The organism is Campylobacter parajejuni, from assembly GCF_046764905.1.
Taxonomy (GTDB): domain Bacteria; phylum Campylobacterota; class Campylobacteria; order Campylobacterales; family Campylobacteraceae; genus Campylobacter_D.
Genome location: NZ_JBKORB010000001.1, coordinates 160,781 through 173,930, shown reverse-complemented (window position 1 = coordinate 173,930; position 13,150 = coordinate 160,781). Strand labels below are relative to the sequence as shown.

Below are 13,150 nucleotides of genomic sequence, written 5' to 3'. Positions count from 1 at the left end.
AAATTATGGCTTATAAAGCAAGTTTGATAGAAAAAAAATGGCAGGAATTTTGGGAGCAAAGTGAGTATTTTGAGCCAAAAGAGGATTTAACTTTACCTAAAAAATACATTTTATCAATGTTTCCTTATCCTAGCGGACGCATTCATATGGGACATGTAAGAAACTATACTATAAGCGATGCTTTGGCTAGGTATTATCGCAAGGCGGGCTTTAATGTCTTGCACCCCATAGGTTTTGATAGCTTTGGTATGCCTGCTGAAAATGCCGCGATTAAGCACAAAATTCATCCTAAAACTTGGACCTATGAAAATATAGCCTATATGAAAAAAGAACTTTTTTCTCTGGGTCTTTCCTTTTCTAAAAAAAGAATGTTAGCCACTTCAGACCCTTTATACACGAAATTCGAGCAGGAATTTTTTATAAAGATGTTTAAAAAAGGTTTGATTTATACCAAAGAAGCTAATGTTAATTGGTGTGAGCAAGATAAAACCGTTTTGGCTAATGAGCAAGTTGAAGATGGAAAATGTTGGCGTTGTGGTCATGAAGTGGTGCAGAAAAAAATGCCCGGCTATTATGTGAAAATTACAGCTTATGCCGAAGAGCTTTTAAGGGACTTAGAAAAACTAAAGGGCAAGTGGCCTAATCAGGTTTTAACTATGCAAGAAAATTGGATAGGCAAAAGCGAAGGTTTGGAATTTTCTTTAAATTTAGACGAAGAGAGTAGGCAAAAAGCCAAAGAGAAAGCTTTGGAAGTTTTTACCACTAGAGCCGATACGATTTATGGTATTTCTTATATAGCCTTAGCTCCTGAGCATAAAATCGTTCAAAATTTATTAAGTGAAGAGCTTTTAGCTAAGTCAAGTAGCGAGGCTATTACGCGTATGCAAAATCAAAGTCCAAGAGAAAGACAAAGTGCCGATAAGGAAGGCTATTTTCTTGGAATTTATGCCATTCATCCTTTAAGTAAGGAAAAAATTCCTTTATGGGTGGCTAATTTTGTCTTGGCTGATTATGGAAGTGGAGCGGTAATGGCTGTTCCAGCTCACGATGAAAGAGATTTTGAATTCGCAAAAAAATACAATCTTGCTATCAAACAAGTCATTCAAACTTCAGAGCTGCCCTATACCCAAAAAGCAGGAAAACTCATTCATAGCGGGGATTTTGATGGGCTTGATTGCAATGAGGCAAGATTAAAAATCATTTCTCAATTTGAAGCTGAAGCTAAGGGAAGAAGGGTTGTGAATTTTAAAATTCGCGATTGGGGGGTTTCGCGTCAAAGGTATTGGGGTGCGCCTATTCCTATGATTAAATGTCAAAATTGTGGCATAGTGCCTCAAAACCTTGAGAACCTACCTATAACCCTGCCCGAAGATGTGCAAATCACGGGCGAGGGCAATCCACTTGATAAACATCCTACTTGGAAAAACTGCATTTGCCCAAAATGCGGGGGTGAGGCACAAAAGGAAAGTGATACTTTGGATACTTTTTTTGAGAGTTCTTGGTATTTTGCCCGTTTTGCAAGCGATGAGAAGACTTGGCAGCAAAAAGCTTTGGACGAAAAAAGTGTGGGGTATTGGATGGAGGTTAATCAATACATAGGGGGTATTGAGCATGCTATTTTGCATTTGCTTTATGCAAGATTTTTTCAAAAAGCCTTAAGAGATTTGGGATATTTGACGCAAGATGAGCCTTTTGATAGACTTTTAACTCAGGGTATGGTTTTAAAAGATGGGGCTAAAATGTCAAAATCCAAAGGAAATGTCGTCGATCCTGATGAAATCATTGAAAAATATGGTGCGGATACGGCGAGACTTTTCATACTTTTTGCCGCACCTCCATCAAAAGAGCTTGAGTGGAATGATGATGCACTTGAAGGGGCTTACCGCTTTATTTGTAAGCTTTATGATAGGGCAAAAAATGTAAGAAAGGGTGAGCTTTTAGAGCTAAAACAAGAGCATTTAAACAAAGAAGAAAAATACGCTAGATTAAAGCTTTATGAAGCTTTGAAAAAGGCTGAAGAAGTTTATAATCAAAGCTTTGCTTTTAATACCCTAATCGCAGCTTGTATGGAAGCTTTAAATGCTTTGGCACTTTGCAAAAATGAAGCTTTGGAGCAAGAAGCCTTTTATATTATTTTAAATATTTTAGAGCCTATTATTCCCCATATTTGCTTTGAGTTAAGCAAGGAGCTTTTTGAGCTTAAAAATTTTACAAAATTAGAACTTAAAGAAGAAGTTTTCATAAAGGATAATTTAAATTTAGCTGTAAGTGTCAATGGCAAAAAAAGAGCTGAATTTGAAGTTTCAAGCACGGCAAACAAAGAAGAAATTTTAGCCCTAGCCAAAGAAAAGGTAGCAAAATGGCTTGAAGGAAAAAGTGTGCTTAAAGAAATTTATGTGGAAGGAAAGCTAGTTAATCTAGTGATTAAATGAAGAAGATTTTAGTTTTTTTTGCCCTTTTATTTTTTGTTGCTTGTGGTTATGCTCCCACTTCAAAAATTGCTAATAATATTTTTGATGAGAAAGTTTATGTCAATGTGGAATTAAGTATGCAAGACCCAAAAAATAGTATCTTTGTCGCTGATACCTTAAAAGAAATGGTGATTTCAAAACTAGGACGCAAGCTTGCTTTAAAGCACGAAGCAGATGATATTATCAATGTTAGGATGAATAATTTGGAATTTATTCCTTTAGCTTATGATAAAAATGGTTATGTTATTAGTTATAAGGCTAGATTGGATTTAGATTTTAATGTTGTTTTTAAAGATGGTTCAAGTCAAGTTTTTAGCACAAGCGGGAGCTATAATTTTGAAATTTCGCCCAATAGCATTATTAGCGATTCTGCAAGATATGATGCTATCCGTGCGGCTTCAAGCGAAGCTTTTGATGAATTTATTTCTGTAATTGCTATTAAAGGGCAAAGGCGTGAATATTAACGAAATAGCAAAACAAACCCTAATTGCCTTAGGAGAAAGAAAACTCAAACCCACTCCTGAAAATTATGCTGAACTTTTTGAAGAATTATCCATAAAACACGGCTTTACAAGTGCTAATAAAGCTAAATTGGATAAGTATCAAGCCTTGCTTTTACCTATTTATCAGCAAGAATTGCATAGTAAAAATATAAGAAGCTTAGAAGAATTGATTAGTTTTTTAATTTCTATTTTAAACAGACAAAGTGGGAAGCAATTTAGTGAATTTTTTGAGTTTTTATCCACTATATCTAAAACCTTACAGGTAAGCAAAGATAAAAAGATAAGAGATTTAGCTAAGGTAACTTCGATTAGAATTTCAAAAACTATGGATAGTGAGAGTATATTTTTGCTTTCTAAAAAATGGAAAGAACTTGAAAAAAGCTATAATGAAAATGACTTAGAAGAACAAACCCGCAAATACGGCACCCATAAAAATGAAGACTATGATAGTGTGATTAAAAAACTTCTAATCAAGCTTGAGGAGCGGAGTTTTGAGTATTTTAGTGAATTATTGTGTTTGAGTTTGCATCCTTCATTGGTAGAAGATTTAAAAATTCAAGGTTTTGTGCAAAATTTAACGCAAAAACCTTTTGTCATAGGCGAAGATGGCTTTAAGGCTGAATTGATGGACTTTATCAATCGCCGCACTATGGTTGATAATATGTATGTGCAAAAAAATCTCAATTTTTTTAATGAGAATCTAAAAAAAATTTATGAATTGCTTGTTTTGCTTAATAAATCCAATGAAAAAAATATGGATTTTATCAAGGCTTTAAAGCCCGATGAAAAGGGGGAAGTAAAGCTTAGTTTTGAAGATTTGAAGTTAAAATTTAAGCAGCTTGGAGAGAAAATTGCATCCTTAAATAGCCAAATTGAATTCACACAAAGCTTAGAAGAAAGAGAAGCTTGGAGTGTTGTTAAAGAGCTTGAGAAAATGGATGAGAATTTTAATAAATACAAGGTCAATTATTCTTTAGCTTTATTTTCTATAAAAAATTATCGTTTTATTATGGAAAAATACGGCGTTGGAAGCTTAAATGAAATTTTTGTTCGATTTAAAAAAATTCTTAAGGATTCTTGTGCTGATTTAGATGAGCTTTGGATGATAGATGAAAAGAGCTATTTAATCGTATCGCCCGGAAAGAGTAAGGATGAAATCGCCCAGCTTGTAAGTGAAAATTTAAGAAGCATAGAAAATTTTAGATTTATTTATAAACAAGATATTATAAGCCCTAAAATTCAAGTGGCATACCTAGATAAGCAAAGTAAGCCAGGTATTAATATTTTAGAAGAATTAATGACTCAAATCGCAGCGCAAAGTTTTCAAGCGGATGAATTAAAATGAATTTTAAAGATTTTTTAGCCCAAAAGAGCACCAATTATGATAAAATCGACCGCTTTTTGATGTTTAGAATGCATGCAAATTACAAAAAATATTTCAAAAATATCCCCATTATCCAGCTTGTAGGCACAAATGGCAAGGGTAGCACGGGTAGATTTTTAGCCCAGCTTTTAGAGAATTTGGACTTTAAAATAGGGCATTTTACTAGTCCTCATATTTTTAGTTTTAACGAAAGATTTTATTTAAAGGGTAAAATCGCAAGTGATGAAGAATTGCAAAAAGCCCATCAAAATCTTGAAGGAATTTTTAAACAAGATTTGCAAAAACTCAGTTATTTTGAATACTCTACTTTTTTAGCCTTATTTTTATTTCAAAAATGTGATTTTATCCTTTTAGAAGCGGGCGTTGGCGGAGAATACGATGCCACTTCGGTTTTTGAGAGAAAAATGAATATTTTTACAAGAATAGGCTTTGACCATATGCAAATTTTAGGTCAAAGCCTAGAGGCAATCGCAAGAACTAAGCTTAAAATAATGGCACCCCTAGCTCTAATAAGTAGCGAACAAGAGCAAAGCGTTTTGGCTTTGGCACAAAAAATTGCCAGAGTGAAAAAAGCCAATTTGCACCTATGTTCTTTGGGGGATTATTTAAAGCAAGATTTTAAGGACTATTGTGAAAAATTTGCCTTAGCTTCTTTTTTAGCTCATAATTTAAAACTGGCTTTAAAAGCCTGTGAAATTTTAACTTCAAAACAAGAAAGCTTACAGGCTTTAAAAGCTTTGGGGGCTTTAAATTTACAAGGAAGATGCCAAAAGCTTTCGGAAAATCTTTTTGTGGATGTGGGTCACAATGCTATGGCAGCAAAGGCTTTGCTTGAAAAATTTCAAGGAGAAAAAATCAATCTTATTTATAATTCTTATTTAGATAAAGATATTTTTGAAATTTTAAAAACATTAAAGCCTATTATTGATACAATACAAATATACAAATACAAAAGTTTAGAGCGAAAACTAGCCAATGATGCGATTTATAGCATAGCCTTAAAACTAGGGATAAAATGCGAAGAATTTGAAAACTTAGAAAAAGATAAAAAAAGTTTGGTTTTTGGTTCTTTTATGTTGGTGGAAAATTTTTTAAAGGAGAGCCGTGATAAAAAATAAATTCACTATTACGATTACAGATATTAATGGTTCAAGGCATTTTTATTTAAATCAAATTATTAAAAAAATAGTTTTTTATATCCTTGCTTTTATCGTTTTATTTCTAGTTTTTAGCGGTTTTTATATCAAGTATTTAGACGGCAAACTCAGTGATATTAATGAAAAAAAAGAAGAGCTTTTAGCCAAAAGCAAAGAATTAGAATTAACCAATACTCAAATGCAAAAAAGCATAGAGGAAAAAGCCCAGCAATACGCAGCCATCGAGGATAAAATCGCTTCTTTTGAAGAGGCTTTGGGTTTGGAAGCGGAAAATAATCTTACTATTAGTGCAAGGCTTGATAATCTTCAATTAACCAATGAGCAACAACTTGGAATTTTAAATCAAGTTCCTAATGGCTGGCCTATTGCAAATAAAGGCATTACGGGCAATTTTGGTTGGAGAGAACATCCGCTTTTAAAAAGGCGTGAGTTTCATCCGGGTATTGACTTAAGGGCTGAGATTGGCACTCCTATTTATGCACCTGCGAGTGGGGTTGTAGAATTTTCAGGGTATAGCGATAATGGCTATGGCTATAATGTTATTTTGCTTCATAATTTTGGCTTTAAAACGGTTTATGCGCATATGATGCGTAAAGAAGTGGTAAAGGCTGGGGAATTTGTAAATAAGGGGCAGCTCATAGGATATAGTGGAAATACGGGTCTTTCAACGGGTCCGCATTTGCACTATGAGGTGCGTTTTATTAATAAAACCTTAGAGCCTTTGTATTTTTTAAATTTACAAAGAAAAAATATGAATGATTTTTTTAATCAAGAAAGGAGAGTTCCATGGCAATCTTTAATAAAGGCGGTGTCAGCCCAGCAAGTTCCGGCTCGGAAACAACAGTAATTTCTTCAGGAGCTAGGATTGAGGGTAAGTTTTATTTTGCTTCTATGCTTCATGTTGATGGGGAGTTAAGTGGAGTTATCCACTCTCAAAGTATAGTAGTGATTGGAAAAAATGGGAATTTAAAAGGCGAATTACAAGCCGATAAAATAGTCGTCAATGGCTATTTTGAAGGACAGCTTGAAGCTAATAGTTTAGAAATTTTAGCCGGTGGAATGGTTAATGGCGATATTGTGGTGGAAAAAATTTCCATAGAAGATGGAGGTCGCTTTAACGGCACGAGCAAGATAAAAGAAGATTCAGTAAGACTCATTGAAAACAATAACGAAGAATAATGCAAGCTTCATTTTATGAGTATCTACAAAATCCAAAAATTTGCGAACTTTTACTCTGTAAAGATGACAAACAAGCGGATTTACTTGCTCAAGTTTCGCGTTTTAAGGGTTTAAAAAGCTTTGTTTTACCTGATTTTAGAGCAGAATTTGGGGATGATTTAAGAGCTTTTTCTAAAGAACTTTCCCAGCTTTGCAGGGTTTTAAGTGCTTATCATAAGGAAGAAGGGAAAAAAATTCTCATTTCTCCTTTAAATACAATTTTAAAAAAACTTCCTGCAAAAAAACATTTGCAAAATTATCTTGTAGATAAAAAACAAAAATTTGATTTAAATTTTTTTAAAGATGAGCTTACAAGAGCGGGTTATGAATTTGTAGATATAGTGCAGGATAAGGGCGAAATTTCAATCCGTGCGGATATTATTGATATTTTTTGTATCAACGAGGATTATCCTATAAGAATGTTGCTTTTTGGCGATGAGCTTGAAAGCATAAGATATTTTGATTTGCAAAGCCAAAAGTCTATTCCTAATGAATTAGAGCGTTTTGAAATTTGTCCTTTTTTGGCTTATTTTAATGCCAAAAATTATGAAATTTTTCAAGAAAAATTACAAAATTTTCAAAGCGATGCTTTGATACACGATATTCATTCTTTGGGTTTTTGGTGTATTGATGATTTTTTTGATTATTTAGAGCTTGATTTTTTAGCTTGTGAAAAATTTGATTCTTGCGAGTATGAAAAAGATTTAAGTCTTGTGAATGCAAGAATTTTACCTCAGGCTAAAATTTTTAAAGCTTTGCAAAGCTCTTATAATAAAGATTTCTTTGAGTTTCATAAAAATAAAAACATCACTATCCTAGCTAAAAATGAAGCCTTGTTTAAAGCCTTAGAGCTTGAAGATACGCAAAATATTCATTTTGTAAAAAGTGATTTAAGACTTAATCTCATCAGCACTAAAGAGCTTATCATTTCCTTAAATCAAAAAGAAAAACCCAAGAGAATAAAAAAAGCCAAACTTATCCTAGATGAACTTAAGAAGGATGATTATATAGTGCATGAAGATTATGGGGTGGGTAAATTTTTAGGTCTTGAAATGATAGTGGTAGCGGGAGCGAAAAAAGAATTTGTATCCATAGAATATCAAAATTCAGACAAACTTCTTTTACCCGTAGAAAATTTATATATGATTGATAAATATTTAGGGCTAAGTGGTTCTATACCCACTTTAGACAGGCTAGGTAAGACAAGCTTTATCAAGCTTAAAGAAAAACTTAAAGCCAAGCTTTTAGCCATCGCTTCGCAAATTGTCATTATGGCGGCTAAAAGGTCTTTAATACAAGCAAAGAAAATCGAAGTTGATTTAAGCAAACAAGCTGATTTTGTCGCTAGTGCAGGTTTTACTTACACAAAGGACCAAGACAAGGCTTGTGAAGAAATTTTGCAAGATTTTCAAAGCGGGAAAGTGATGGATAGGCTTTTAAGTGGAGATGTGGGATTTGGAAAAACTGAAGTGGCTATGAATGCGATTTATCCTGTGGTTAAAAGTGGATTTTGTGCCTTTTTATTCTGTCCTACAACCTTGCTTTCTCATCAGCATTATAAAAGTTTAAAAAAGCGTTTTGCTCCCTTTGATATAGCCGTTTTTAAGCTAGACCGCTTTAGCACGGAAAAAAAGCAGGTTTTAGAGGCTTTGAAAGAAAAAAAGCCCTGTGTTGTGGTAGGAACTCACGCACTTTTAAGTGTAGAATGTGAAAATTTAGCTCTCGTTATCATCGATGAGGAACATAAATTTGGAGTAAAACAAAAAGAAAAACTTAAAGAACTCACACAAAATTCCCATATCCTATCTATGTCAGCCACGCCTATACCAAGAAGTTTAAATCAGGCTTTAAGCTCTATAAAATCTTATAGCGTTTTACAAACTCCACCCGAAGATAGAATGGATGTAAGAACCTTTGTCAAAGAAAACGATGAGACGCTTTTAAAAGAAGCCCTAGCAAGAGAATTAAGACGCGGGGGGCAAATTTTTTATATTCACAATCATATAGCCAGCATTGAGCAGTGCAAGAAGCATTTGTTAGAGCTTTTTTCTAACTTGCGTATTTTGATTTTGCATTCTAAGATTGATGCGAAGAGACAAGAAGAAGAGATGTTGAAATTCGAAAATAAAGAATACGATTTGCTTTTAAGCACTTCCATAGTAGAAAGCGGAATTGATTTGCCTAATGCCAATACCATCATCGTAGAAAAAAGCGATAGATTTGGTATGGCGGATTTACATCAATTAAGAGGACGCGTAGGCAGAAGCGATAGACAGGGTTATTGTTATTTTTTCATTGAAGATAAAAATGCTATCACTAAGGACGCTTTAAAGCGACTTGTTTCTTTGGAGAGTAATTCTTTTTTGGGTGCGGGTTCGGTTTTAGCCTATCACGACCTTGAAATTCGTGGGGGCGGGAATTTATTAGGCATTGACCAAAGCGGTCATATAGAGCAAATCGGTTATAGTTTGTATCTTAAAATGCTAGAAGATGAGCTAAATGCTTTAAGCAAAAACGAAATAGAGCAGGAAAAAAACAAGCTTGATTTAAAGCTAAATGTCAATGCTTTTTTAAATAGCGAACTTATCAGCGAAGACCGCTTAAGGCTTGAGCTTTATAGAAGATTAAGCAAATGCACTACAATCGCCCAGCTTTATGAGATAGAAGGCGAGATAGAAGACCGCTTTGGAAAACTTGATGTTTATACTAAGCAATTTTTATCCTTGATTAGCATTAAAATTTTGGCTTTAAATAAATTTAAAAGCATAAGCAATTTCGAGCAAAATATACAATTTACAAGGCTTAATGACGAAAAAGAGCTTATCAAGGCAAAAAGTAAAGACGGTGATGATATTTTAGAAGCGATTTTAACGCATTTAAGAAAGGTTTAAATGAACTGGGATAAAACTTATGCGGCGGTTTATAGGGCAAGAAAGGATTATTTAAAGCCCATTAGTGAGCTTGATGAGCTTTATTTAAAAGATTTAGTGGGTATGGAAAGTCAAAAAAAAGCCCTTTATGAAAACACCTTAAATTTTATCCAAAACAAAGGGGCTAATCACGCTCTTTTATGGGGTGCTAAGGGCACGGGCAAATCCAGCTTGATTAAGGCTGTTTTTAATGAATTTAAAGAGCAGGGCTTAAGGCTTGTGGAGCTAAATAAAGAAGATTTATTTATCTTAGCCGAGCTTATAGATGAGTTAAGATTGCAAGATTTTAAATTCATACTTTTTTGTGATGATTTTTCTTTCGAAAAAGGCGATGATAGCTATAAATTTTTAAAGCCCTTGCTTGAAGGAAGTATAGAAAAAGCCCCGAGCAATATCCTTATTTACGCAAGTTCTAACCGCAGGCATTTGCTAAGTGAAAGCATAGAAGATAATCAAGGCACTCAGGTGTTAAAAGGCGAATTACACCTTAGCGATGCAAGCGAGGAAAGGCTTAGTTTAAGCGATAGATTTGGTTTGTGGCTGAGTTTTTATCAGGGTGGTTTGGATGAGTATTTAAAAATGATAGATTTTTATTTTAAAGATATAGTCTGTGATAAGGAGCTTTTACACGCTAAAGCCAAAGAATTTGCCACCCTAAGAGCCAGTAGGAGTGGTCGCACTGCAAAGCAATTTTATTTGGCTTTTAAGGAGAGTTTTAAATGACAGGAGCGGAAATTTTTGAAAAACTTTTAGAATTTGATTTAGCTTATGAGAGCTTTGACTGGCTTGAAAATAGGGGTTTGAGTGAATTTGAGCTTTTGATTTCTGTGGTTTTAACTCAAAATACAAATTGGAAAAATGTCTTAAAGGCTTTAGAAAATTTAAAAAAAGAAAAGATTACAAGTTTAGAGCAAATCAATGCTTTATCCCAATTAGAACTAGCGGGGTTTATCAAGCCCAGCGGCTTTTATAATACCAAAGCTAAAAGATTAAAAAATTTAGCACTAAGCATTTTAAATACTTTTAAGAATTTAGAAAATTTTAAAGCCCAAGTAAGCAGGGAATGGCTTTTAAATATCAAAGGCTTAGGCTATGAAAGCGTAGATAGCATTTTAAATTATCTTTGCAAAAAGGGAAATTTTGGTTGTGGATAGTTATAGTATGCGTTTGGCTTTGCATTTAGGCTATGAGCTTGAAACTTATGAAGAATTAAGGGAATTTTTTCAAAGCGGCATAGAAAATTCGCAAGAGCTTTTGTGTCAAATTTTAAAGAAAAAATACGAGCTTTTTGAGCTTTATCAAATTTTTCACGCCCTTATCGTCGCTTTTGCAAAGCAGAGTTTTAAGGGGGCTAAATTAAGCTTAGAAGGGGAGAAATATTTAAAAAAATTAAAGGAAGATTTATGAAAGCAAAAGGAAGTGAATTAATCCCTGTTTTAACCCTAGCAGGAAGTGATTGTAGTGGGGGTGCGGGTGTGCAAGCGGATTTGAAAACTTTTAGCGCACACAATCTTTTTGGTATGAGTGTGATTTTAAGTGTGGTGGCTGAAAATACAGCTAGAGTGATTAGCGTGCATAATGTGCCTGTAAAGAGTGTGGATGAGCAAATACTTGCCGTTTTTGAAGATATAGTGCCAAAGGCTACTAAAATCGGTATGATAGGAACTTGTGAGCTTATGACTTGTGTGGCTAAAAATTTAAGCCAGTTTAAGCCTAAAAATGTGGTGATTGACCCTGTGATGTTTGCAAAAAATGGTTATGCCTTGATGCCCAAAGAGCATTGTGATTTTTTTAAAAAAACCTTAGTGGAATTTGCTGATGTTCTTACTCCAAATATACCTGAAGCAGAGTTTTTGTGTGGTTTTAAAATTGTTAGTGAAGAGGATATGATAAAAGCGGCTAAAACTTTGTCAAATTTAGGAGCAAAGGCTGTTTTGCTTAAAGGCGGACACAGACAAGAGAACGCTAATGATGTGCTTTTTGATGGAAAAGAAATTCATATTTTAAAAGGCGAACGCATAGAGACTAAAAATACCCACGGCACAGGTTGCACTCTAAGCTCGGCTATTGCGAGCAATTTAGCCAAAGATGAAACTTTGCTTAATGCTGTAAAAAAGGCTAAAGAATATGTAAGAAATGCTATTTATTATTCGCTTGAGCTTGGCAAGGGTTGTGGTCCTACGAATCATTTTTTTAAGAATTTATTATGAAAAAGCTGGATTTAAGCCTTTATCTTGTGGCAAATAGGGGACAAAGAAGCGATGAGAGTTTTTTAAATCATATTAAACAAGCCCTAAAAGGTGGCGTTAGCATAGTCCAGCTAAGAGAAAAAGAGCTTGGAAGTAGAGAATTTTTTGAGTTAGGGCTTAAGCTTAAAAGGCTTTGTGATGAATTTAAGGTGCCACTTATCATTAATGATAGGGTTGATATTGCTTTGGCTTTGGATGCAAGTGGGGTGCATTTGGGGCAAGAAGATTTAGAGTCTAGCCTTGCAAGAAGACTTTTGGGCGAAGATAAAATCATAGGCGTGAGTGTGAAAAATTTAACCCAGCTTCAAGGACTTAAGGGAGTGGATTATTTAGGTTGTGGGGCGATTAAAAGCACTCCTACTAAGCAAAGTTCGCTTTTAAGTCTTCAAACCCTAGCTCAAATTACTCAAAAAAGTCCCGTGGGTGTGGTAGCCATAGGGGGCATTGATGAAGAAGTGCTTAAGGAGCTAAGGGGTATAAAATTAAGCGGTGTTGCGGTGGTTAGAGCTATTATGGACGCGAAAAAACCCTACGATGCAGCTTTGAATTTAAAAAAACTTGTATATGAAAATCTATCTCTTAAATGAAACCCCCTTTGAAGGCGTGGAAAATCTTATCTTAAATGAGCTTGTTTTTTACGATTTTAGTGTGGATTTAAGCAAGTATCAAGCCTTAATTTATACTTCCAAAAACGCCTTAAAAGCTTTGCAAAAAGCGAGTATCGCATTAAATTACGAGCTTGATTTATACACAGTGGGTCAAAATAGTGCCGAGTTTGCTAGAATTTTGGGCTTTAAAAAGATTAAAATTCCAAAAAAAGCTTACGCAAAAGAGCTTTTTAATGAATTTAAAGAAGAGCTTAAAACAAAAAAAACCTTGTATTTAAGGGCTAAAAATATCGCTTCAACTTTAAATTTGGAACTTAAAAATATAGGCGTGGATTTAGATGAAATCATGGTTTATGAAAATATTTTTAAAAAGGGAACTAAAAAGCTTAGTCGTCCTGCTGTTTTTATATTTAGTTCTCCTTTGAGTGTGGAAAATTTCTTAAAATTTTACACCCTAGCTAAGGACGATAAAATCGTGCTGATAGGACAAAGCACGGCAAAGGCTTTTAAAGCTTCTAATAAAGCTTGTAGCGAGTTTTTTATCAGCAAGGAGCAGAGTTTAAAAGCTTGTGTGGCTTTGGCTAAGAAAATAGCAAAAGTCCGCAAGTCCTGTCATTGCGAGGCGAAGCC

Annotated in this window: 10 protein-coding genes and 2 pseudogenes; all 12 read left to right on the top strand. The window is 34.2% G+C overall.

Annotated features, from left to right (window positions below):
- Positions 1 to 5 precede the first annotated feature (5 nt).
- Entirely contained in the window at positions 6 to 2,432 is a 2,427-nt protein-coding gene (leuS, locus tag ACLL8X_RS00850; RefSeq protein WP_411989061.1) for a leucine--tRNA ligase, read from the top strand.
- On the top strand, positions 2,429 to 2,935 hold the full coding sequence (gene lptE, locus ACLL8X_RS00845; RefSeq protein WP_411989060.1) for an LPS assembly lipoprotein LptE: 507 nt from the start codon (positions 2,429 to 2,431) through the stop codon (positions 2,933 to 2,935). Before leuS ends, lptE begins: the two co-directional genes overlap by 4 nt.
- The gene (locus tag ACLL8X_RS00840; RefSeq protein WP_411989059.1) at positions 2,925 to 4,319 is read left to right on the top strand and encodes a hypothetical protein; all 1,395 of its coding nucleotides are present in this window, start codon (positions 2,925 to 2,927) and stop codon (positions 4,317 to 4,319) included. The genes lptE and ACLL8X_RS00840 overlap by 11 nt, the downstream gene beginning before the upstream one ends.
- Positions 4,316 to 5,476: a Mur ligase family protein gene (locus ACLL8X_RS00835; protein ID WP_411989058.1), complete on the top strand. Its 1,161-nt coding sequence runs from the start codon at positions 4,316 to 4,318 to the stop codon at positions 5,474 to 5,476. Before ACLL8X_RS00840 ends, ACLL8X_RS00835 begins: the two co-directional genes overlap by 4 nt.
- A complete protein-coding gene (gene pgp4, locus ACLL8X_RS00830; RefSeq protein WP_411989057.1) occupies positions 5,463 to 6,362 on the top strand; it encodes a peptidoglycan metallopeptidase Pgp4 in 900 nt (299 codons plus the stop codon). The genes ACLL8X_RS00835 and pgp4 overlap by 14 nt, the downstream gene beginning before the upstream one ends.
- On the top strand, positions 6,302 to 6,694 hold the full coding sequence (locus ACLL8X_RS00825; RefSeq protein WP_411989056.1) for a bactofilin family protein: 393 nt from the start codon (positions 6,302 to 6,304) through the stop codon (positions 6,692 to 6,694). The genes pgp4 and ACLL8X_RS00825 overlap by 61 nt, the downstream gene beginning before the upstream one ends.
- Entirely contained in the window at positions 6,694 to 9,624 is a 2,931-nt protein-coding gene (gene mfd, locus ACLL8X_RS00820; RefSeq protein ID WP_411989055.1) for a transcription-repair coupling factor, read from the top strand. Before ACLL8X_RS00825 ends, mfd begins: the two co-directional genes overlap by 1 nt.
- Entirely contained in the window at positions 9,625 to 10,386 is a 762-nt protein-coding gene (locus ACLL8X_RS00815) for an ATP-binding protein (RefSeq protein WP_411989054.1), read from the top strand. It begins immediately after the preceding gene.
- Positions 10,383 to 11,070, top strand: a pseudogene (locus ACLL8X_RS00810) (3-methyladenine DNA glycosylase). Before ACLL8X_RS00815 ends, ACLL8X_RS00810 begins: the two are co-directional and overlap by 4 nt.
- Positions 11,067 to 11,873: a bifunctional hydroxymethylpyrimidine kinase/phosphomethylpyrimidine kinase gene (thiD, locus tag ACLL8X_RS00805; RefSeq protein ID WP_411989053.1), complete on the top strand. Its 807-nt coding sequence runs from the start codon at positions 11,067 to 11,069 to the stop codon at positions 11,871 to 11,873. Before ACLL8X_RS00810 ends, thiD begins: the two are co-directional and overlap by 4 nt.
- Positions 11,867 to 12,499, top strand: coding sequence for a thiamine phosphate synthase (thiE, locus tag ACLL8X_RS00800; RefSeq protein ID WP_411989223.1), 633 nt, complete (start codon positions 11,867 to 11,869; stop codon positions 12,497 to 12,499). Before thiD ends, thiE begins: the two co-directional genes overlap by 7 nt.
- Positions 12,477 to 13,115: pseudogene (locus ACLL8X_RS00795) on the top strand (uroporphyrinogen-III synthase); the annotation flags it as partial. The gene thiE and the pseudogene ACLL8X_RS00795, both read left to right, overlap by 23 nt.
- Positions 13,116 to 13,150 lie beyond the last annotated feature (35 nt).

Excerpts from the sequence above, each read along its gene's own strand:
- leuS (WP_411989061.1), top strand. The coding sequence starts at position 6 with ATGGCTTATAAAGCAAGTTTGATAGAAAAAAAATGGCAGGAATTTTGG.
- lptE (WP_411989060.1), top strand. The coding sequence starts at position 2,429 with ATGAAGAAGATTTTAGTTTTTTTTGCCCTTTTATTTTTTGTTGCTTGT.
- ACLL8X_RS00835 (WP_411989058.1), top strand. The coding sequence starts at position 4,316 with ATGAATTTTAAAGATTTTTTAGCCCAAAAGAGCACCAATTATGATAAA.
- ACLL8X_RS00825 (WP_411989056.1), top strand. The coding sequence starts at position 6,302 with ATGGCAATCTTTAATAAAGGCGGTGTCAGCCCAGCAAGTTCCGGCTCG.
- mfd (WP_411989055.1), top strand. The coding sequence starts at position 6,694 with ATGCAAGCTTCATTTTATGAGTATCTACAAAATCCAAAAATTTGCGAA.
- ACLL8X_RS00815 (WP_411989054.1), top strand. The coding sequence starts at position 9,625 with ATGAACTGGGATAAAACTTATGCGGCGGTTTATAGGGCAAGAAAGGAT.
- thiD (WP_411989053.1), top strand. The coding sequence starts at position 11,067 with ATGAAAGCAAAAGGAAGTGAATTAATCCCTGTTTTAACCCTAGCAGGA.